At 73.3% G+C, this 20552-nt stretch carries 23 protein-coding genes; 14 read left to right on the top strand and 9 right to left on the bottom strand.

Going from position 1 to position 20552, the window contains the following annotated elements:
* Positions 1–97: 97 nt before the first annotated feature.
* Positions 98–1720, bottom strand: a complete 1623-nt coding sequence (locus ABZT87_RS02910) for an acetolactate synthase (RefSeq protein ID WP_355133243.1) — start codon at positions 1718–1720, stop codon at positions 98–100.
* Positions 1721–1802: 82 nt separating this feature from the next.
* Positions 1803–2576: an enoyl-CoA hydratase-related protein gene (locus tag ABZT87_RS02905; RefSeq protein WP_354855205.1), complete on the bottom strand. Its 774-nt coding sequence runs from the start codon at positions 2574–2576 to the stop codon at positions 1803–1805.
* 98 nt (positions 2577–2674) lie between these two features.
* Here ABZT87_RS02905 and ABZT87_RS02900 point away from each other — a divergent pair, with 98 nt between their 5' ends.
* The 3 genes from ABZT87_RS02900 to ABZT87_RS02890 all read left to right on the top strand — a co-directional run bounded on the left by ABZT87_RS02900 (position 2675) and on the right by ABZT87_RS02890 (position 4130).
* The gene (locus ABZT87_RS02900; RefSeq protein ID WP_355133241.1) at positions 2675–3145 is read left to right on the top strand and encodes a DUF6232 family protein; all 471 of its coding nucleotides are present in this window, start codon (positions 2675–2677) and stop codon (positions 3143–3145) included.
* A gap of 134 nt (positions 3146–3279) precedes the next feature.
* Positions 3280–3762, top strand: coding sequence for a DUF6232 family protein (locus tag ABZT87_RS02895; protein ID WP_234581355.1), 483 nt, complete (start codon positions 3280–3282; stop codon positions 3760–3762).
* Positions 3759–4130, top strand: a complete 372-nt coding sequence (locus ABZT87_RS02890) for a hypothetical protein (protein ID WP_354855203.1) — start codon at positions 3759–3761, stop codon at positions 4128–4130. The genes ABZT87_RS02895 and ABZT87_RS02890 overlap by 4 nt, the downstream gene beginning before the upstream one ends.
* Before the next feature lie 25 nt (positions 4131–4155).
* On the opposite strand, the gene ABZT87_RS02885 is transcribed toward ABZT87_RS02890, so the two are convergent.
* The gene (locus ABZT87_RS02885; RefSeq protein WP_355133239.1) at positions 4156–5679 is read right to left on the bottom strand and encodes an alpha/beta fold hydrolase; all 1524 of its coding nucleotides are present in this window, start codon (positions 5677–5679) and stop codon (positions 4156–4158) included.
* A gap of 78 nt (positions 5680–5757) precedes the next feature.
* Between ABZT87_RS02885 and ABZT87_RS02880 the strand changes: the two genes are divergently transcribed.
* A complete protein-coding gene (locus ABZT87_RS02880) occupies positions 5758–6486 on the top strand; it encodes a hypothetical protein (RefSeq protein WP_355133237.1) in 729 nt (242 codons plus the stop codon).
* 34 nt (positions 6487–6520) lie between these two features.
* Here ABZT87_RS02880 and ABZT87_RS02875 read toward each other — a convergent pair whose 3' ends face one another.
* Positions 6521–6979 (bottom strand): rhodanese-like domain-containing protein, encoded by a 459-nt coding sequence (locus ABZT87_RS02875; RefSeq protein WP_355133235.1) that lies wholly within the window; start codon positions 6977–6979, stop codon positions 6521–6523.
* A 71-nt stretch (positions 6980–7050) separates the two neighbouring features.
* On the opposite strand from ABZT87_RS02875, the gene ftrA reads away from it, so the two are divergent.
* The gene (gene ftrA / locus ABZT87_RS02870) at positions 7051–8064 is read left to right on the top strand and encodes a transcriptional regulator FtrA (RefSeq protein WP_355133233.1); all 1014 of its coding nucleotides are present in this window, start codon (positions 7051–7053) and stop codon (positions 8062–8064) included.
* A gap of 40 nt (positions 8065–8104) precedes the next feature.
* Here ftrA and ABZT87_RS02865 read toward each other — a convergent pair whose 3' ends face one another.
* Both ABZT87_RS02865 and ABZT87_RS02860 read right to left on the bottom strand, forming a co-directional pair.
* Positions 8105–9001 carry a ribokinase gene (locus ABZT87_RS02865; RefSeq protein WP_355066961.1) on the bottom strand — a complete coding sequence of 299 codons (897 nt, stop codon included), beginning with the start codon at positions 8999–9001 and terminating at the stop codon, positions 8105–8107.
* A 10-nt stretch (positions 9002–9011) separates the two neighbouring features.
* A complete protein-coding gene (locus ABZT87_RS02860) occupies positions 9012–9854 on the bottom strand; it encodes an ABC transporter ATP-binding protein (RefSeq protein WP_234581363.1) in 843 nt (280 codons plus the stop codon).
* 131 nt (positions 9855–9985) lie between these two features.
* Between ABZT87_RS02860 and ABZT87_RS02855 the strand changes: the two genes are divergently transcribed.
* Positions 9986–10993 carry an ATP-binding cassette domain-containing protein gene (locus ABZT87_RS02855; protein WP_355133231.1) on the top strand — a complete coding sequence of 336 codons (1008 nt, stop codon included), beginning with the start codon at positions 9986–9988 and terminating at the stop codon, positions 10991–10993.
* Complete coding sequence (locus tag ABZT87_RS02850) at positions 10990–12006, top strand: ABC transporter permease subunit (protein WP_355133229.1); 1017 nt, start codon at positions 10990–10992, stop codon at positions 12004–12006. Before ABZT87_RS02855 ends, ABZT87_RS02850 begins: the two co-directional genes overlap by 4 nt.
* A 136-nt stretch (positions 12007–12142) precedes the next feature.
* Here ABZT87_RS02850 and ABZT87_RS02845 read toward each other — a convergent pair whose 3' ends face one another.
* Positions 12143–13318, bottom strand: coding sequence for an ROK family transcriptional regulator (locus tag ABZT87_RS02845; RefSeq protein WP_354855196.1), 1176 nt, complete (start codon positions 13316–13318; stop codon positions 12143–12145).
* Positions 13319–13483: 165 nt separating this feature from the next.
* On the opposite strand from ABZT87_RS02845, the gene ABZT87_RS02840 reads away from it, so the two are divergent.
* From ABZT87_RS02840 to ABZT87_RS02825, 4 genes are all read left to right on the top strand, one after another.
* Positions 13484–14938: a glycoside hydrolase family 3 N-terminal domain-containing protein gene (locus ABZT87_RS02840; protein WP_355133227.1), complete on the top strand. Its 1455-nt coding sequence runs from the start codon at positions 13484–13486 to the stop codon at positions 14936–14938.
* Positions 14939–15072: 134 nt separating this feature from the next.
* A complete protein-coding gene (locus ABZT87_RS02835; protein ID WP_355133225.1) occupies positions 15073–15675 on the top strand; it encodes a hypothetical protein in 603 nt (200 codons plus the stop codon).
* Positions 15672–16166, top strand: coding sequence for a DCC1-like thiol-disulfide oxidoreductase family protein (locus ABZT87_RS02830; RefSeq protein WP_355133223.1), 495 nt, complete (start codon positions 15672–15674; stop codon positions 16164–16166). The genes ABZT87_RS02835 and ABZT87_RS02830 overlap by 4 nt, the downstream gene beginning before the upstream one ends.
* On the top strand, positions 16129–16827 hold the full coding sequence (locus ABZT87_RS02825) for a TetR family transcriptional regulator (RefSeq protein WP_354855192.1): 699 nt from the start codon (positions 16129–16131) through the stop codon (positions 16825–16827). Before ABZT87_RS02830 ends, ABZT87_RS02825 begins: the two co-directional genes overlap by 38 nt.
* A gap of 240 nt (positions 16828–17067) precedes the next feature.
* Here the strand turns inward: ABZT87_RS02825 and ABZT87_RS02820 are convergent, their stop codons facing one another.
* Positions 17068–17730: a GNAT family N-acetyltransferase gene (locus ABZT87_RS02820; protein ID WP_355133221.1), complete on the bottom strand. Its 663-nt coding sequence runs from the start codon at positions 17728–17730 to the stop codon at positions 17068–17070.
* A gap of 201 nt (positions 17731–17931) precedes the next feature.
* Between ABZT87_RS02820 and ABZT87_RS02815 the strand changes: the two genes are divergently transcribed.
* Both ABZT87_RS02815 and ABZT87_RS02810 read left to right on the top strand, forming a co-directional pair.
* Complete coding sequence (locus ABZT87_RS02815; protein ID WP_355133219.1) at positions 17932–18120, top strand: DNA repair protein; 189 nt, start codon at positions 17932–17934, stop codon at positions 18118–18120.
* A gap of 153 nt (positions 18121–18273) precedes the next feature.
* Entirely contained in the window at positions 18274–18792 is a 519-nt protein-coding gene (locus ABZT87_RS02810; RefSeq protein ID WP_354855189.1) for a hypothetical protein, read from the top strand.
* A 10-nt stretch (positions 18793–18802) separates the two neighbouring features.
* On the opposite strand, the gene ABZT87_RS02805 is transcribed toward ABZT87_RS02810, so the two are convergent.
* Positions 18803–19534 carry a Clp protease N-terminal domain-containing protein gene (locus ABZT87_RS02805; RefSeq protein ID WP_355133217.1) on the bottom strand — a complete coding sequence of 244 codons (732 nt, stop codon included), beginning with the start codon at positions 19532–19534 and terminating at the stop codon, positions 18803–18805.
* Positions 19535–19725: 191 nt separating this feature from the next.
* Here ABZT87_RS02805 and ABZT87_RS02800 point away from each other — a divergent pair, with 191 nt between their 5' ends.
* A complete protein-coding gene (locus ABZT87_RS02800) occupies positions 19726–20541 on the top strand; it encodes a DUF72 domain-containing protein (RefSeq protein WP_355133686.1) in 816 nt (271 codons plus the stop codon).
* Positions 20542–20552 lie beyond the last annotated feature (11 nt).

Raw genomic sequence — 20552 nt, 5'->3', positions numbered from 1 at the left:
TGACGTTACGTCGACCGACGCTGACATTCCGCGTATTTAACTGCGGGAAGACGCCGCACCGCCGCCGCCCGCGAGGGGCGACGGCGGCGGGTGCGACTCAGGCCAGGTTCGACGAGCGGGGGTACGCGTCGGTCGGGTCGGTGAGCACGTTGACGAGGTACGGCACTCCGGCGTCGAACGCCCGCTGCAGGGCCGGCTGAAGGTCGGCGGCCTTCGTGACCGTCTCCCCCGCGCCGCCCAGCGCGCTGACCACCGTGTCGTAGCGCAGCTCGGGCTGGAGGTCGGCGGCGACGTCGTAGCCGTACATGGCCCGCATCGGGTGCTTCTCCAGCCCCCAGATGCCGTTGTTGCCGACGACGATCACGACCGGCAGCTTCTGCCGGACCAGCGACTCGACGTCCATCAGCGAGAACCCGGCCGCGCCGTCGCCCATCAGCACGCAGATCTGCCGGTCCGGGTGGCTGACCCGGGCGCCCATCGCGTAGCCCATGCCAGTGCCCAGGCAGCCGTACGGGCCCGGGTCCAGCCAGGTGCCGGGCTGGGCCGGCTCCAGGTACCGACCGGCGTACGAGACGAAGTCGCCGCCGTCACCGATGGTGATCGCGTCGCTGGCGAGCACCCGGCGCAGCTCGCCGTAGACGCGGGCCGGTCGGATCGGGTCGGTCTCGGCGGCCATCTCGGCGGCGTCGCGGGCGCGGGCGGCGTCCTCGGCGGTGCGCAGGTCGGCGATCCAGCCGCTGTGGTCGGCCCGGTCACCGGCGTGGTCGGCCAGCGCGGAGAGGATCAGGCGCAGGTCACCGGCGGGGGCGACGGCCGGCTGCACGTGCGTGGCGCGCTGACTGGGCGCGTCGACGATGTGCACGACCTTGGCGTCGCCGAAGTCGCCGAAGCTGAGCCGGAAGTCCAGCGGCGTACCGACCACCACGACGACGTCGGCGCCGGAGAGCGCGGCGCGGCGGGCCTTGGCGAAGGCGAGGGGGTGCTCCGGGGGCAGGGAGCCGCGGCCCATCCCGTTGGTGAAGACGGGCACCTGCAACGCCTCGGCGGCCTCGCGCAGGGCCGCCACCGCGTCGCCCGCGTACACGTCCGAGCCGGCGATGATGACCGGCCGCTGCGCGCCGGCGATCAGCGTCGCGGCCCGGCTGACCTCGTCCGGGTCCGGCTCGACGGCGTCGACGCCGGACGGCGCGGGCAGGTCGGTCTCGGCGACCGAGAAAACCGTCTCCAGCGGGAAGTCCAGGAAGACCGGGCCCCGGTGCGGGGTGAGCGCGGCGGTGAGGGCGGCACCCACCGCACGCGGGATGTCGTCGGTGCTGAACACCGTCTCGGCGTGCTTGGTGACCGGGGCGACCAGCGGCAGGTGGTCCATCTCCTGGAGGCTGCCCGAGCCCCACCGGAAGGCGGGTGCCCGGCCACCGAGCACCAGCACCGGGGACGCGTTGAAGAAGGCGCTGGTCATGCCCGAGATGCCGTTGGTGACACCGGGGCCGGCGGTGAGCACGGCGAGGCCGGGACGGCGCTGGAGCTTGGCCACCGCCTCGGCGGCGAAGACCGCGGACTGCTCGTGCCGGACGTCGTAGATCGGGAAGTCGGCCTTGTGCGCGGCGTCGTACAGCGGGAAGACGTGCCCGCCGGACAGCGTGAACATTTCCCGTACGCCGTGCGCGCGTAGTGCCGCGAGGGCCAGCTCTCCGCCGTGACCCTCGATCCGCTCCGTCATTCGCCGCTCCCCTTCGTCGCTCATGACCGAGGCCCCACGCTACTGGCCGGTAGGAGCAATGTGAACCGTTCTCGGCTAATCGTCAGCGGCCGGTGAAGTCCGGCTTGCGCTTCTCGACGAACGCCGCCATGCCCTCGCGCCGGTCGTCGGTCGCGAACAGCGCCGCGAAGAGCTGACTCTCCCAGGCCAGGCCGGAGTTCAGGTCCATGTCCAGGCCGCCGTCGACCGCCAGCTTCGCCGCGCGCAGCGCCTGCACCGGCCCATTGAGGTACGGCGTGATGAGCGCGACCGCCGCGTCGTACACCTCGGCGGCCGGGGCGACCCGGTCGGCCAGGCCGATCCGCAGCGCCTCCTGGGCGTCCACCATCCGCCCGGACATGATCAGATCCTTCGCCCGCGCCGGCCCGACCAGGCGGGCCAGCCGCTGGGTGCCGCCCGCACCGGGGATGATGCCCAGCTTGATCTCCGGCTGGCCGAGCTTGGCGTCCTCGGCCACGACCCGCCAGTCGCAGGCCAGCGCCAGCTCGCAGCCCCCGCCGAGGGCGTACCCGGTGATCGCGGCGACCACCGGCTTGGGGATCCGCGCGATCGCGCCGAGGGCACTGGACAGGGCAGCCGCCCGGTCGGCCATGTCCACGTAGGACATCTCGGCCATCTGCTTGATGTCCGCGCCCGCGGCGAAGACCTTCTCCCCGCCGTACACGATGACGGCACGGACCTCGGGGTCGGCGGTGGCCGCCGTGGCGGCGGCGCGCAACTCCTCCTGCACCTGGGTGTTGAGCGCGTTCATCGGCGGCCGCTCCAGCCGGATGGTGCCGATGCCGTCAGTGGTCTCCAGCCGAACGAACTCGCCCACGCTGCCCTCACTTCCTCGTCGAAGTCGCGTGCCAACCTTACGACCCGGCTCGTTGGGGTAAGTAGTGTGGTGTCAGCCCCGCGGGCGGGAGTCCAGCCATGATCACGTATTACGACGACAGGTCGGTGCAGGTCACCTCCACCGCCGTCCAGGTCGACGGCCGCAGCTACTCGCTGGCCGAGATCACCATGGTCTGGCACCGCCGGGGCAGCCGCTCCTGGCGGGTGCTGGTCGGGCGAGGCGCGCTCGGCGCCGCGCTGGCCGGCCCGCTGGTCGCGGCCGTGCTCGGCATCGGCCTGGCCGTCTGGCTGCACCGCTCCCCCACCGTGACGATCGCGATCGTCGGTGCCTCGGTGCTGGTCGGGCTGGCCGTCGGCCCGGTCGCCGACTTCCTCTTCGAACACCTGGACCGCTCGTACGCCAGGGGCAGCCGGCAGATGGAGATCTGGGCCCGCTGGCGGGGGCAGCCGGTGCGGTTGCTGCACACCGGCGACGCGCTGCGCTTCGGGCAGATCTACCGGGCGGTGCAGCGCGCGATGGAGCACACCCAACCCGCCGCCCGCCGCTAGCCCGCCTCCCTTCGCAGATCTTGGACACTTTCCGTCAACCGTTGACGGAAACTGTCCAAGATCTCGTTCGGGGTCGCGGCCGTTGTCGCCGCCGCGCAGGCGCGCGGGTTGCCTGTCGGTGGTTAGGCTTAGTGATGACCCTCTATTACCGGGACGACGCGGTGCAGGTGACCTCCGAGTCGATCCGGGCGGGCGGTCAGGTGATCGCCCTGCCCGACGTGACGTTCGTCTGGCACGAACGAGGGCAGAAGACCCTCGCCGTACGCGGCCGGGTGCTGGGTCGCGGTGTGCTGGTCCTGCTGCTGTCGCTGCCGCCCCTCGTCGCGCTGGTCTGCGTCGTCTCGCTGGCCTGGTCGGCGCAGGATCGGGGCAACTGGCAGCTGGCGCTGATCATCCTGGCCGCCTGTGCGGTGGGGGCGCTGGCACTGGCCCCGTTCCTGGAGATTCCCCTCGGCTGGCTGGACCGCTCGTACGAGCGCGGCAGCCACGTGCACGAGCTGTGGGTGCAGCACCACGGTCAGGAGCACATGCTGCTGCGCACGCCGGACGCGCTACGGTTCGGGCAGATCTACCGGGCCGTGCAACGCGCCGTCGAACAGCAGGGGGACCATCGATGACCACCCGTCGCGGCGAGGCCGTCGCGCTCGCCGGGCTGCTCGCCACGGCCGGCGTCACCCACCTGCTGCGCCCCGGCTTCTACGACCCGATCGTGCCGCGTGCGCTGCCCGGGCCGGCCCGCTTCTGGACGTACGCCAGCGGGATCGCCGAGCTGACGGTGGCGGCGGCGGTGGCGCACCCCGCCACCCGACGGGCCGGCGGTCGGGCCGCCGCCGCGCTGTTCGTCGCCGTGCTGCCGGCCAACGTGAAGATGGCGGTGGACTGGCGGCACCGGCGGCCGTCGAAACGGGCCATCGCCTACGGCCGGGTGCCGATGCAGGTGCCACTGATCTGGTGGGCGCTGCGCGTCGCCCGCGCCGGCCGCTAGACCCCCCGCCGGGCGGAGCATCTGGTCAGCGCAACGGCAGGGTGGTGGCGATCGGCCAGCCCACCAGGACGGCGCCCACGAGGGCCGGCAGCCAGCGCGGGGTCGCGTACCGGCGCAGCACCGCCGCCCACAGCACGTGCCAGCCGAGCAGCACGGCGAACAACGGCACCACCAGCAGCACGAACCCGGGTGCCGGGCCGAGCACCGCCGACGTGCTCAACACGAGCACGGTGACCGCGACGACCAGCAGGCGACGCCAGGTCCGGCCGGCCGCGACCTGCTCGACGCCCAGCAGGAACAGCAGGCACGCGGCGATCACGACCGGGAGCAGCCACCAGCGGGCACCGACCGGCAGCGCCGAGGTCAGTCCGAGGTGGATCGGCAGTGCCACGGCGAGAATCGCGTACGCCGTCAGCGCCAGCGCCGCGACCGCGGTCCGTGCCGGCGTACGACGACCGGTCTCGTCGACGGCCACGCCGGGCGCTCGCGTCGCGGCGGGCAGCCAGCGTTGGCCACCGCCCACCAGTACCCCGCTGACCAGCAGGAAGCCCGTGACGTAACCGCCGACCGCGAGCGGGAGACGGTTGGTCGGCAGGACGGCCGCGACGGCCGCCGCGAGACCGCTCGCGAGGACGGCCAGCCCGAGCAGGGCGAGACCACGCAGCGGCGCCCCGCCTCCCGCCGCCGCCGTTCCCCCGCCGGCCCGCCGGCCCAGGAGCAGGGCCGCCAACGGGACGACGCCGACGGCGAACGCGAACACCAGCAGCCCCGCCCCGGCGAGCCGGACGAGCGGTCGGGGCGACGCGGCCCCGTCGACGCTGGGCAGCCAGTCGGCGATCTCCTCGTGGGTACGCGGGGCGAAGAGCACCGAGATGTGCTCCACACCGGGCACCACCACCGCTGGCCGTCGGCCCACCGCCGCCCCGCGCCGCACGGCGTCGTCGGCCGCGCGCCGGAACGCGGGAAACTCCGCGCCGCCGACGATGAGCAGCAGCTCCGCCGGTTGGCCCGGAGGCAGTTCGCCGGCGTCGGGCAGCGAGATCGCCACGGTCCGGGCGATCTCCGGGTGCCCGGCCGCGTACCGGGTCACCGCGCCCGCGCCCATCGAGTGTCCCACCAGCATGATCTGGGCCGGGTCCACATCCGGCTGGGCGCGCAGGTATCCGACCGCGGCGTCCAGGTCGGCGGCGAGCGTCGCGGGTGGCATGTCGGGGCCGAGTCGGGCCGGATTCGCGCCGTGCCCGGCGAAGTCGAACAGCAGCGCCACCGCTCCCCGGCGGGCCACGGTGTCGGCGATCGGGCGCATCAGCCGCGCCGAGCCGGCGAATCCGTGCGCGATCACCACGCCGGGCCGCCGCGCGTCAGGTGTCGGCGGGCCGGCGCGTACCTCGGTCATCGACACGCCGCCGACGGTGACCTGCCGCACGGAGAGGCCGGCGTCCGCGCGGACCAGCACCGCCGTGCCGAGCGCGGCGGCCATCGCCGCGAGCACGGCGAGCAGGACGGCCGCCCGGGTGCTCGGCGGGTGGTGCGGCGAGGGGGCCGACATGCCGGCACCCTACCGCCGCAGGCCGTGCCGACGGTCGCCCGCGAGCGGTTGTGGCGGGGCCGACGCACACTTGGTCCCATGGCGATTCCCCTCCCCACACCGACCGCCGTGGTCGGCCTGACCCGCTCCGCCCTCGACCAGGCGCTCGGCTCGGCAGCCTCGTTCGCCGCCGTGCCCGCCCGCGCGTTCGCGGTGCTCGACGGGGTGGAAGCGCTGCTGGCCAGGATCAACGGCGTGGTGGATCGGATCGAGACGACCCTGGACCGGACCGATGCGGTGCTCACCGACGCCGAGGCGGCGGTCCGCGAGGTCGCGGTGATCAGCGCCGCCGCGACCACCGCCATCGACACCGCCAGCGAGGTGGCGACGGCCGCCGCCGTGCTGGTCACCGAGGCCGAGAAGGTCGCGCACGTCGCCGGCACGGTGGTCACCGAGGCCGAGGCGGTGGCCGGCAGCGCCGCGGTCACCGTGGGCACCGCCGCGCAGGCGGCGACCACGGCGGCGGAGTTGCTGGCGGCGTACGAGCCGGCGCTGCGGCGGGCCGCGCCGATGACCGGGAGGTTCGTCGAGGAGCTGAGCCACGAGGAGATCACCGCGGCGATCCACCTGATCGACGAGTTGCCCAAGCTCAAGGAGCACCTGACCGCCGACATCCTGCCCATCCTCGCGACGCTGGACCGGGTCGGGCCCGACCTGCACGACCTGTTGGACGTCACCCGTGACCTCAAGCTCGCCGTGGCGGGCATCCCCGGCCTCGGCATGCTGCGGCGACGCGGCGAGAAGCTCAGCGACGAACCCGCCGGCTGAACCCACGCCCGGTCGGGGCAGGCCGGTAGCCGGATCAGCAGTCGCAGGTGATCGTCGCCCTCGGTGCGGTCAGATCGTCGACGGGACGTCGGGTCACCCCGGTCTCCGTCTCCACCGGCAGCCCCTCCCGTACCCAGTACTCGAACCCGCCGAGCATCTCCTTGACCGAAATACCGAGCCGGGCGAACTCCAGCGCCGCCCGGGTCGCCCCGTTGCAGCCCGGCCCCCAGCAGTAGGTGACCACCGCCGTACCCGTGGGGATCAGGCCAGGCGCCCGGGCGGCGATCTCGGCGGTGGGCAGGTGCACCGCTCCCGGCAGGTGCCCCTGCGCCCAGCCGGTCACCCCCCGGGAGTCGACCACAGCGAGCCCGGGGGTACGGGCGGCCAGGTCGGCGTGCACGTCACTGACATCGGTCTGGACGCTGAGTCGGGCGAGAAAGTGGGCGGCTGCGGCGTCCGGAGCGGCTGGCGGGACGGCGAAGGTGAAGGTCATGACACTGATCGTGGCCGTGCCCGGCGGCCGGGACGAGTGGCGGGAACGACGTCCTGCGCTAACATCCCGCCATGCCGAACAGTGCGCGCCGGCTGCCGACGCCGCGACAGCCGGCCGTCGGTCACCGCGTCGCCGTGCTCGCGTACCCGGGAATGTCGGTGTTCGAGACCGGCATCGTCACCGAGGTGTTCGGGCTGCCCCGCCCCGAGTTCGACGTCGACTGGTACGACCTGGTGATCTGCGCCGAGAAGCCGGGGCCGGTCCCGGTGGTCGGCGGAGTCAGCCTGCACACCCCGTACGGCCTGGCGGAGCTGGCGGCGGCGCGGACGGTGATCGTGCCCGGCGTGCCGGACGTGACCGCCGACCCGTCGCCCGCGCTGGTCGCCGCGCTGCGGACGGCGCACGCACGCGGTGCCCGGATCATGTCAATCTGCTCGGGCGCGTTCGCGCTGGCCGGCGCCGGGCTGCTGGACGGGCGGCGGGCCACCACCCACTGGCGGTACGCGGAGCTGCTGGCACGGCGGTACCCGCGCGTCGAGGTGGACCCGGACGTGCTCTACCTCGATGACGGCGACCTGCTCACCAGCGCCGGCAGTGCCGCCGGACTCGATCTCAGCGTGCACGTGGTGCGGCGTGACCATGGCGCGGCTATCGCCAACGCGGTCGCCCGCCGGTTGGTGATCCCTCCGCACCGCGACGGCGGACAGGCCCAGTTCGTCGAGGCGCCGGTGACCGCCGACCCGGGCGACGACCGGATCGCCGCCAGCATCGAGTGGGCGCTCGCGCACCTCGCCGAGCCGCTGAGCATCGCCCGGCTCGCCGGGCGGGCACACATGTCACCGCGCACCTATCTGCGGCACTTCACCCGAGCCACCGGGACCAGCCCGATCCGGTGGCTCATCGACCAGCGGGTCCGGGCCAGTCTGGCGCTGCTGGAGGAGACCGAAGCCCCGATCGAGCAGATCGCCGGCGCGGTGGGCTTCGACACCCCGGTCACCTACCGCCACCACTTCGGGCGGATCATGCTGACGTCACCGTCGGCGTACCGGCGGGCCTTCCGGACGGGAGCCGGCCGGCCGGCGTGACGTGGCCGGGCGCGTCGACATCGCGGTGCTCGACGACGGGTCAGCCCGGCGCGTACAGCGCGTCGATCTCGGCGCGTTGCGGCAGTGCCACCGAGGCGCCGAGCTTGCGTACGCAGGCCGCGCCGGCCGCCGCCGCCCAGCGCACCGCGTCGACGACGTCCCGCCCCTCGCCCCAGCCGACCGCCAGCGCGGCCGTGAACGCGTCGCCGGCCGCTGTGGAGTCGACCACGTCGACCCGGACCGCGGGCACGTGCACCTCGGCGCCGTCGCGGTCGACGTACCAGGCGCCCGCGTCACCGAGGGTGAGAACGGCGCGGGGCACCAGGTCGAGCAGCGCGCGAGGCTCCTCGCGGCCCCGACCGGTGAACGCCTGCGCCTCGCCCTCGTTGACGACCAGCAGGTCCACCGCCCCGAGCAGCTCCGGTGGGAGGTCCCGGGCCGGTGCGGCGTTGAGGATCACCCGGGTGCCGGCGGCCTGGGCGGCCAGCGCGGCGGCGGTCACCGTCTGCACCGGGATCTCCAGCTGGGCGACCAGGACGTCCGCCCCGCGTACCGTCGCCAGTTCCTCGTCGGTGAGGCCGACCAGCGCGTCGTTCGCGCCGGGGGTGACCAGGATGGCGTTCTCCCCCTGCGCGTTGACCATCACGAGCGCCACACCGGAGGTGCCGTAGACCACCCGCAGGTGGCCGGTGTCCACGCCGGCCGCCGTGATCCGGGCCCGCAGCGTCACGCCGAACGCGTCGGAGCCGATCGCGCCCAGGAAGGCGCAGGAGGCGCCGGCCCGGACCGCGGCGATGGCCTGGTTGGCGCCCTTGCCACCGGGCACCATCACGAATTCGGTGCCGAGCATGGTCTCGCCCGGTCGGGGCAGTGACGGCGCCATCGCGACCAGGTCCATGTTGGCGCTGCCGACCACCACCACCCGGGTCTGCGACACGGTCACCCGCTCAGGCGGCGCGCGCGGTGTAGCGGTCGCCGGACCGCTCGACCACCAGCGGCAGACCGAAGGTCTTGGAGAGGTTGTCGCCGGTCACCGTCTCGGCGAGCAGACCCTGGGCGACGACGGCGCCCTCGCGCAGCAGCAGCGCGTGGGTGAACCCGGGCGGGATCTCCTCAACGTGGTGGGTGACGAGCACCATGGCGGGGGCGTCCGGGTCGTACGCCAGCTCGGCCAGCCGGGTGACCAGGTCCTCGCGGCCACCCAGGTCGAGCCCGGCGGTGGGCTCGTCGAGCAGCAGCAGCTCCGGATCGGTCATGAGTGCCCGGGCGATCTGGACGCGCTTGCGTTCGCCCTCGGAGAGGGTGCCGTAGCGGCGCTCGGCGAGGTTGCCGACGCCGAGCTGGCTGAGCAACGCCCGGGCACGCGCCTCGTCGCCGCGGTCGTAGCTCTCCCGCCAGCGCCCGACCACCGACCAGGCGGCGGTCACCACCACGTCGCTGACCTGTTCGTCGGCGGGCACCCGCTCGGCGAGCGCGGCGGTGGAGAGCCCGATGCGGGTACGCAGCTCGTTGACGTCGGTGCGGCCGATGCGCTCACCGAGCACGTGCGCGACGCCGGTGGTGGGGTGCAGCCGGCCGGCGGCCAGGTTGAGCAGGGTGGTCTTGCCCGCGCCGTTGGGGCCGAGCACCACCCAGCGCTCGTCCAGCTCGACCCGCCAGGTCAGGTCCTGCAGCAGGGCGGTGCCGGAGCGGCGTACGCCGACGCTGTCGAGGCTGACCACCAGATCCGGGTCCACGGGTGCGGCGGCAGGCGCGGCGCCGGCAGCGCCGGGGATCAGGTCACCAGTCACCCGACCATCCAACCACGCAGCGCCGGGGCGCCCCCCATGGGCGGCGCCCCGGCCATAGGGTGAGGCACCGTGTCGTTGATCACCACAGCCGGAGGACGACCCATGCCCGATCGACGTACGAAGCCGCGCGGATGAGCGCGGTCATCGAGATCGAGGGTCTGCGCAAGACCTTCCGCAGCGTGCGCCACGGCAGAAGGGTGGCGGTCGACGGGTTCGACCTGCTGGTCGAGGCCGGGCAGATCCACGGCTTCCTGGGGCCCAACGGCTCCGGCAAGACGACCACGCTGCGCGCCCTGCTCGGGCTGGTGCGGGCCGACGGCGGGCGGATGACGGTGTTCGGCGAGCCGTCGCCCGAGCTGCTGCCCCGGGTGGCCGGTCGGGTCGGCGCGATCGTGGAGAGTCCGCAGTTCTTCGGCAACTTCACCGGGCGCCGCACGCTGCGGCTGCTGGCGCGCGCCGGTGGGGTGTCGATCTCCCGCGTGGACGAGGCACTGGAGCTGGTGGGCCTGCGCGACCGCGGCGACGAGCGGGTGAAGGGTTACTCGCTGGGCATGAAGCAGCGCCTCGCGGTGGCGTCCGCCCTGCTGAAGGATCCGCAGCTGCTCATCCTGGACGAGCCGGCGAACGGCCTCGACCCGGCGGGCATCCGCGAGATGCGCGACCTGATGCGGTCGCTCGCGGCGGCCGGGGTGACCGTCCTGGTGTCCAGCCACATCCTGGGCGAGATCCAACTGATCTGCGACCACGTCACGATCATCTCGCGCGGGCAGCGGGTGGCGGCCGGCCGGGTGGACGAGGTGCTGGCGGGTCACGACCGGCACGAGTTCCTGGTCCGGGTGGCCGAGCCGGTCCGTGCCGCCGAGCTGCTGCACGCGGCGGAGCTGACGGCTGCCGTCGAGGGTGACGCGCTGGTGGTGAGCGGGGCGACCGATCCGACGGTCATCAGCCGGGTGCTGGGCGAGCAGGGGCTGTGGGTGGGCGAGCTGACGCCGCTCCGGCCCGATCTGGAGAGCGTCTTCCTGGAGCTGACCGGCGCCGGCGAGCATCCGTCGGTGCCCCGCCAGGTCGACGACTGGGCGCCGCCGTCCGGCGCCGACGGCGCCATGATCGATCTCGACGTACGGGGAGTGGACGCGTGAACCTGGTCCGGGCCGAGTTGGAGCGGCTGTTCGCGCGCCGCTTCGTGCAGCTCATGGTCGTCCTGCTGGCGCTGGCGTTCGCCGTCACCGCGGCGACCACCCTGGCCGGCTCGCACCGGCCGAGCGCCGACGAGCTCAGCTCGGCGCGGGCGCAGGCCATCGAGGCGCGGCGGAACATGGAGGTCACCCACCAGCAGTGCCTGGCCCGGCAGGACGCCGGGAGTTCGCCCGACGACATGGGCGACTACTTCCCGGACGACTGCTCGGAGCTGGACCCCATCCGGCAGGACCGGTTGCCGATCGCGGCCGACTACCTGCCCGGGGTGTTCAGCTTCGCCCAGCAGGCCCGCCCGCTGCTGTACTTCCTCATCGCGTTCCTGGTGCTGTTCGGGTTTCTGGTGGGCGCCTCGTACATCGGGGCGGACCTGAACTCCGGTGGGGTGGTGAACCTGCTGCTGTGGCGACCGCGCCGGCTGACGGTGCTCGGCGCGAAGCTGGGCACCCTGCTCGGCACGGTGTTGGCGCTGGCCGTGGCGGCCTCCCTGGCCTACCTGGCCACCTTCTGGGTGATCGGGCAGACCGCCGGGCTGGCCGGCCAGCTCAGCGGTGACTTCTGGCGCTCGCTGGGCGCCGTCCACGGCCGCGGCCTGGTGCTGGTGCTGTTGGCCACCGCAGTGGGCTTCGCCATCGCGACGCTGGGCCGGCACACCTCGGCGGCGCTCGGCGCGGCGGCCGCGTACGCGGTGGTCTGGGAGCTGGGCGCCCGGCTGGTGCTGGAGATCGTCGATGCCCGACGGCCGGACCAGCTGATGCTCTCCAGCCACATCGGGGCGTGGCTCACCGGCGAGGTCCGTTTCTGGGACGCGCAGCGCTGTCGGGGCGACAGCGGGAACGGCTACTGCGAGGGCTTCTACAGCCTGACCTGGGGGCCCGCGCTGGTGGTGCTGCTCGTGATCACCGGCGGGTTGACCATGGCGGCGTTCGCCGTGTTCCGTCGCCGCGACCTGATCTGAGAGGGCGGGCCGGGTCACCCGTACCGCGCCGGGTGACCCGGCGGCTCGCCGCACGGTGGCCCGGCGATAGCCGGCAAGAGCTTGCAGCTCGACGGGCTGCGGTGAAATATTCCTTCACATGACCGCCCCAGCGGGCTCAGCCGACGGTGGAGCCGAACACCTCGTCGCGGACGGCGTCCAAGGCGGTGCGCAGCGCGCCGCGCAGGATCGGCTCCTCGGTGAGGCCGGTGGGCACCACCCGTGGCCGGACCAGGGTGATCGCCGCGACCTCCCGCTGCACCCGGTCGGCGAGCGCTGCCCCGCCGGCCTGGCCAACCTCGCCGGCCAGCACGACCAACGGCGGGTCGAGCACCACGCAGGTGCTGGCCACGCCGAGCGCGAGCCGACGGGCCAGCTCGTCGAGCATCGGGCCGCCCGCAGCGCCGTCGGCGACGGCCGCGCGGACGGCCTCGGCGGCGTCGGTGTCCGGGTAGCCGTGCTCGCGGGCCACCGCGCGGACCGAGTCGCCGCCGATCACCTGCTGGAAGGCCGGCTTGGCACGCCGCGAGACGTCGCGCGGGATCGGCGCTCCGGGCACCGGCAGGTAGCCGATCTCGCCGGCCGCGCCGCTGCTGCCGTGGTGCAGGCGACCACCCAGCATGATCGCCAGGCCGACGCCGGCGCCCACCCAGACGAGGACGAAGTCGGCCACGCCCTGTGCCGCGCCGGACTGCGCCTCGGCCACCGCGGCCAGGTTGACGTCGTTCTCGAAGACCACAGGCGTGTGCAGGTCGTCGCGCAGCGCGGCGAGCAGACCGCTGTGCCAGCGCGGCAGGTTGAAGGCGAAGGTGATGTCGCCGGTGTGCGGATCGACCAGGCCCGGCGTGCCGAGCACGATCCGGCGGACGCTGCTGAGCTGCGCCTGAGCGCTGCTGGCGGCCTGCACCACGGCGTTGTGCACCACGCCCACCGGATCGTCGGTGTCCCGCGTCGACTGCTCCACGCGGCCGATGACGGCGCCGGTGATGTCGGCGCAGGCGGCCACCACGCGGTCCGGCCCGACGTCCACCCCGACGACGTGGGCGCTGCTCGGACGCACCGCATAGAGCTGGGCGTTCGGCCCTCGCCCGCCGGCCTGCTCGCCGACCCGGCTGACCAGGCCGCGCTCCTCCAGCCGCTCGACGAGTTGCGAGGCGGTGACCTTGGACAGCCCGGTCAGCTCGCCGAGCCGGGCCCGGGTGAGCGGTCCACGCTCCAGGAGCAGTTCCAACGCCGCGCGGTCGTTGAGCGCCCGCAACAGGCGGGGGGTGCCGGGCAGCCGGGTCGCACTCATGCCACGTCCTCTAGTTTTAGTAAACTTTGCTAACTGTAAACCGACCTGCGAACGGGTAGCCGTAGCGTAACGGCCACCCCGAGGCAGAGTGCTCGGCCGACCCGGCAGGGCGACGACCACCGCGGGTACGACGTTCGTGCCCGGGGGACCGAAGGGGGAGATCACGTGGGGCTCGATCCAGGACTGCGCCGGCTCGCGCTGGGCACGCTGCTCGCCGCGTACCCGGGACCGGTCCCGCCGGACTGGGCGGTCGACCTGGTGGCCGACGGGCTGGCCGGGCACACCCTGTTCGGCACGAACGTGCACGACCCCGCGCAGGTGGCGGCGGGCACCGCCGCGCTGCGCGCCGGCCGGGCGGACGTGCTGATCGCCATCGACGAGGAGGGTGGCGACGTGACCCGGCTGGCACATGCCACCGGCAGCCCGTACCCCGGCAACGCCGCACTCGGCGCGGTCGGCGACGTGGCGCTGACCCGACAGGTCTACCAGTCGATCGGCGCCGAACTGGCCGCGCTCGGCATCACCGTCAACCTCGCCCCCACCGTCGACGTGAACACCGCCGACGACAACCCGGTGATCGGCACCCGCTCCTTCGGCGCCGACCCCGTCCGGGTGGCCGCCCACTCGGCCGCCGCCGTGAACGGCCTGCAGTCCGCCGGCGTCGCGGCCTGCGCCAAGCACTTCCCCGGCCACGGCGCCACCAGCACCGATTCCCACCACGAACTCCCCACTGTGGACGTACCGCTGGAGTTGCTGCGCCAGCGGGACCTGCCGCCGTTCGCTGCGGTCGTCGCCGCCGGGGCACGTGCCGTGATGACCGCGCACATCCGGGTGCCGGCGCTGACCGGTGACGACCCGGCCACCTTCAGCCGGGCCGTCCTGGTCGACCTGCTGCGTACCGAGTACGGCTTTACCGGCACGGTGATCACCGACGCGCTGGAGATGAAGGGGGCCGCGGTGGCCGCCGGAGGTGTCGGGCCGGCCGCGGTCCGGGCCCTGTCGGCCGGCGCCGACCTGCTCTGCATCGGCGCGAAGGTCGACGCCGCGCTGGTCGAGCGGGTGGCCGCCGAGATCGTCGAGGCGACCGCCGACGGTCGGCTGCCGATCGCCCGGGTCGAGGAGGCGGCCGGCCGCGCCGCCGCGCTCGCCGCCTGGACCCGGGCCGCCGGCGGGTCACCGACCGCCGCAGACTCCGATCTGGGGTACGCGGTGGCACGCCGGGCGGTGCAGGTGGAGGGGGTGCTCACCGGCCTGGATGAGCCGCTGGTGGTGCAGTTGCACACCGAGTCCACCATCGCCGAGGGACGGGTGCCGTGGGGCCTCGGCCCGCACCTCGACGGCACGCGGGAGATCCGGGTGATCGCCAGCGAGACCGACCCGGCCACGCTGCGCGGGTTGGCCGGGGATCGTCCCATCGTGCTGGTCGGACGGCACCTGCACCGGCTGTCCGGCGGCCCGGAACTGATCGCCGACCTGGCGGCCCAGCACCCGGTGACCGTGGTGGAGATGGGCTGGCCGGCCCAGTGGCGCCCAGTGGGCGTACGCGCCTTCGTCACCACCTACGGCGCGAGCCACGCCAACGGCCGCGCGGCGGCCGAGGCCCTCGGCCTGGCTCACTGAGCCTCGACGCCGTCCGGTCGGGCTCCAGGGCTCGACCGGACGGCGCGCTCAGCGCCGCGCCACAGTGTCCACAGTCACTGATCGCCACTTCTTGAACATGTTCAATACCCGCTCTAGGCTGACGTCGTCGGTAGTTGAACACGTTCAAGGAAGGCGTCCACATGGACATCAAGGTCTGGATGTACGTGATCTACCTCGCGGTCAGCGTCGGCCTGACCATCTGGGTGGCGCGGGCGCTGTCCCGCAACGGGCAGGTCTTCCTGGAGGAGGTGTTCGCCGACGAACGACTCGCCCGAGCGGTCAACAGCCTCCTGGTGGTCGGCTTCTATCTGCTCAACCTCGGCTACGTCACGGTGGCCATGAAGCATCCCGACCCGGTGCTCACCACAAGTGAGGCCATGGAGGAGCTGTCCCTCAAGATCGGCCTGGTGCTGCTGGTGCTCGGCGCGCTGCACTTCTTCAACGTCTTCGCGCTGGGCCGCTACCGGCGCAACCGACTCCGCCAGCTCGCCACGCACCCGCCCATCGCACCGATCGGCCGGCTCCCCATGCCGCCCGCACCGCACGGCGCACACCCGACCGGGCCCTACCCGGTCGGAGCGCAGCCGGTCGGGCCCTACCCGACCGGACCCCAGCCGACCGGACCACAGCCGGTGGGACCACAGCCGGGCCCCGCACAGCCCCGCGCGGCGCAGCCCGGCGCCGACGGGCCGGGGACCAACCCCGTGACCCGATGACCGCCGGACCGGTCGGCGGGCCCGCCGGGCCTCCGGATCCCACCGCGTTCTCCGGCGGTGGGGTCCGGGGGTTCACCGTCCTGTTCGACGCGAACTGCCCGATCTGCCGGGCCGCCCGCCGGTGGCTCGCGTCCCGCGCCCAGCTCGTACCCCTGGAGTTCGTGCCGGCCGGCTCGACCGAGGCCCGGCGGCGCTTCCCCGGCCTGGACCACGACGCGACGCTGCGTGACCTGACCGTCGTGGCCAACACCGGCGAGGTGTACGCGGGCGACGGCGCCTGGTTCGCCTGCCTCTGGGCGTTAGCCGACCACCGGTCGGCGGCCGAGCGGCTGTCCCGGCCGCATCTGCTGCCGCTGGCCCGGCAGGTGGTGGCGACCGCCTCCGCGATCCGGGAGCGGGTTCGCGATCCGTGGGCCGAGCCGATGGACGAACCGGCGGGATACCGTGACCCCGATGACCGAGCAACCTGCGCCGACGACCACTGCGGGTGAACCTGCGACCGCCCGGGGCGAGCAGACCCGGCAGCTGATCCGGGACACCGCGATGCGACTGTTCCGCGAGCGCGGCTACGCCCAGACCACGATGCGGGCGATCGCGCAGGAAGCCGGCGTCGCGGTGGGCAACGCCTACTACTACTTCGGCTCGAAGGACCACCTGATCCAGGAGTTCTACGCCCAGTCCCAGGTCGAGCACCGGGCGAAGGCCCAACCGGTGCTCGACCGGAAGGAGGCGTTCGCCGATCGGCTGGCCGGGGTGCTGCATGCCGGGATCGACGTGCTGACCCCGTCACACGCGTTCGCGGCGACCTTCTTCAAGACCGCGGCCGAGCCGACCTCTCCGCTCAGTCCCTTCTCCGCCGAGTCGTCCGGCCCCCGGCAGGCGGCGATCGACCTGTTCGCCGAGGTGCTGACCGGCTCGACCGCCAAGGTCGACGCGGAGTTGCGCCCGCAGCTGCCCGAGCTGCTCTGGCTGGCGTACATGGGCGTCGTCCTCTACTGGGTGCACGACCGGTCACCCGGTCAGGTCAAAACCCGGCAGTTGATCGACGGCGTGGTGCCGCTGATCGACCGGCTGGTCGCGTTGTCGCGGCTGCGGGTGCTCCGCCCGGTGACCCGACAGGTGCTCGACCTCATCCGCACGCTGCGTCACTGACCGGTTCACACCCGCGACCCGGCTCCGCCGCAGGTCAAGTCCGCTATTCGACACTCCGACCCAACAGCTCGCACCTTGCACCGGGCAGATTCGATACGTAGCGTGATCGACATCGGATCGACCCGTCAGCGACGCGGCCGATCGCCCGAGAACCGGGGCCTGGGGGCAGGTTGCGGACCGTGGATCCGGCCCGGGATCCACGGTCCGCGCACTGAGACCGGCGCCCGACGGCTGCCCGTCTCACCGCGGATAGACCCCGTACGCCCGCCAGCCCCGGTCCGGGAAGCCCGCCGCCTCCGCGACCCGGGCCGAGGCGTGGTTGTCCTTCTCGTGCAGGTACGTCGGCACCGCGCCCTCGTCCAGGACCCGCCGTGCCGCCTGCGCCACCAGCCGACGCGCGAGGCCCCTACCCCGAGCCGCTGGCGCGGTGCCGATGGCCAGTTCGTGCCCGTACGCGTCGTGACGTTTTATCCCGGCGCCGGCGAGGTAGGCGCCGTCGGCGTCGCGGACCACGAGCACCGGCCGGTCGAACAGCCGGAGCCAGGGCGGCAGGCCGGGTGCGGTCGACTCGGTCCACTCCCCCACGTCGGGCAGTGGCGCGGGAGAGAGACTCCAGCGGAACGGGCCGTCGTGCACACAGAAGGTGGGCAGTCCGACGGCCTCCGGCAGTGCCGCGAGCATGCGCTCCGGAGCGCGCTTGACCAACGCCCGGATCGCCGCCACCCGGTCCGGCGCGACGGAGAGCACCGCGCTCCGACCGGTGTCGACGGCGAGGGCCGGACGCAGCCGGCCGTCCCAGGCCGGCTGGAGCCGGCGATGCGAGGCGACCACGTGCAGCCCCGGGCCGGCCGGCCACTGGCCGAGCCAGGAGGCCAGGTGCAGCTGCAGCAGCCGGTTGAGCATGCGTACCTCCCGTCGCCGGACACGTCGTGGATCACCGTACGCGCAGCGGCCCGACCGGGCGGGCCTTCCCGTCGGGGCCGGATGGCCCGGGGTCACGAATGCGCCGGGCGCCGTGCTGCCCGAGATGCGGGAACCGGGTAGCGAGATCGACCGTCATAGGTATTTCCATACATGGACACCTTTCTTTGGGACGGTATGGTCATGCCGATTCAGCCGAACGACCGCTTCCACCAGGACCCCACGCGACTCTGGCGAGCAGCGGAGGCCGCCGGAGCCCCTCCGGCCCAACCGCGCTACCGGGTGACCCGCACGACGGGCGCCCTGTCCTGGGCGAAACTGAACAAGCTGCCGGCCGGCAGCTCCAGCCGGCACGGCCTCAACACCCGCTGAGGCGCCGGCCGGGCCCGGACTGCGCCGAAGGGCGGCCTCTGCCGGTGGTTGGGGACGACACACCGCAGGAGGACCAGCGGCGGTATTCGCACACCTGTCGGGTAATTTCTTCCAGGTCCGGCACCCCGGCCTACGACAGGAGAAGCTCCGCGCATGGGCAAGAAGACGATCCAGGTCTCCGACTTCACCGGCACCGTTCTGCAGCAGGACGACGAGGTGGTTCGTGTCGTCGTCCTGGAGCACCCGGACCTGGTCGCCGGGCCCGTGCAGCTCGACGCCACCCCGGGCGAGGTGGAGAGCATCGACGACGCCGCGTTGGACGTGGCGGTGGTGGAGATCCACGACCGGCACGGCGGCGGGGAGCCTCGACGGGTGGTCCTCACCGCCAGCGAGTTCGACGCGATGGCCACCGACGTCCCGATGGCGCAGTTGCTGAAGACGGCCGAGCGGGTCCGCCCGCCCAAGGCCCGCAAGAGCGTCGAGAAGATCGACTACGGCACGCTGGAGCACGCCGGCAGGCCGCACCGGGGCCGGGTCACCGAGGAGGAGGCCCGACTGGTCCGCGAGCAGCTCGACGAGGTCAACAAGCGACTCGCCGACGCGGGCGTACGCCAGATCGACCCGACCGATCCGGAGCACGCCCTGCGTTACGGCTTCCCCGAGGCGTCCTGACCCCGGGTTCTCACTTCTTACCGACGGCGGCGGCGAGGGCGGCGGACAGGTCGGCCTCGACCGCCGCCTTGTCCAGGCCGAGGTTGGTGAGCACGCCGGCGCCGTCCTCCTGCTCCAGCAGGGCGAGCAGGATGTGCTCGGTGCCGATGTAGTTGTGCCCGAGGCGCAGCGCCTCCCGGAAGGTCAGCTCCAACGCCTTCTTGCCGCGCGCGTCGTACGGGATGAGTTCCGGAACCTGCTCCGCCCGCGGTGGGAGGACGGCACCGACCGCCTCCCGCACCGCCTCGGGGGTGGCGCCCCGACCAGCCATCACCCTGGCGGCAAGACCGTCCGGCTCGGCCAGCAGGCCCAGCACCAGGTGCTCGGGGCCGATCTCGGCGTTACCGCTGGCACGGGCCTCCTCCTGCGAGGCCACCACCACGTTGCGGGCCCGGGGGGTGAACCGGGCGAAGCCGGCGTTCGGGTCGAGCGCCGCCGCCTCGGTGGAGCCCTTCGCGACGAAGCGCTTCTGCGCGGCCTGCTTGCTGACCCCCATGCTGCGGCCGATGTCGGTCCAGGAGGCGCCGGAGCGCCGGGCCTGATCGACGAAGTGCCCGATCAGGTGGTCGGCGACCTCACCGAGGTGATCGGCGGCGATCACCGCGTCGGTGAGCTGGTCGAGCGCGTCGGTGTGCGCCTTCTTGATCGCCTGGATCAGGTCGTCGAGCTTGACTTGGTTGTTCATCTGGAAAGGCTCGGTCATGCGTCAACCATAGGTTGACGCCCTCTCCCCGTCAACCCTGAGTTGACGACGAATGTGAACGACGACGAGCCCTGCGGGGCGGCGGTCGGCCGCCGCACAGACGGGTGTCCCGAGCTGCCACGGGGCGCGTATACGGTGGGCGCGGTTTCACCAGAGGAGGGGCGGTCATGCGGCTGCACGTGGGATGCGCGATGTGGACCCACCGGTCGTGGCCTGGTCGCCTGCTGCCGCCAGCGGAGCGCCTGCGGCACTACGCGAGCTGGTGCGACGCCGTCGAGGGCAACACGACGTTCTATGCGACGCCGGCCCGGGACACCGTCGCGTCCTGGGCGGCGCAGACCGATCCCAGCTTTCGGTTCGTCCTCAAACTTCCCAAGGTCGTCACGCACGAACGCCGGCTCATCGATGTCGGCGACCCGCTGCGCGCCTTCCTGGACGCGATCGAGCCCCTCGGTCCACGCGCCCACGCTCTCTGGATCCAGCTGCCGGGGTCGTTCTCGCCCGCCGACGTGCCCGCCCTCGACCGGTTCCTCGGCCAACTCCCGCGCTCCCACCGGTACGCCGTGGAGGTCCGCCATCCCGCGTTCTTCACCGACCCGCACGCGATCCGGCTGCTCGAGGAGACGCTCACCGCGGCCTCGGCCGAATGGATCCCCTTCGACACCACCGCGTTCTTCACCAGTCCGCCGACCAGCGACGCGGAACGCGACGCCTGGACCAAGAAACCACGGGTGCCGCTGCGGTCGGTCGCGCTGACCGACCGCCCGATCGTCCGTTACCTGGGCCGCGACGACAGCGCCCGGACGGCCCAGGGGTGGCAACGCTGGGTCGAGGTCACCGCCGACTGGCTGCGCGAGGGTCGCTCCCCCACCGTGTTCGTCCACACGCCGGACAACGCCGACGCGCCGCGGCTCGCCCGCCGCTTCCACGACGAGGTACGCGCCCGCGTGCCGGGCCTCGCCGCACTGCCCGCACCGATACCGGTCGAACCACTGACCCTCTTCTGACGGGTACGCCC

The organism is Micromonospora sp. NPDC005237, assembly GCF_040607775.1.
Classification (GTDB): domain Bacteria; phylum Actinomycetota; class Actinomycetes; order Mycobacteriales; family Micromonosporaceae; genus Micromonospora.
Note: the sequence above shows the minus strand (reverse complement) of the source record. Positions and strands in the feature narration are given on the sequence as shown.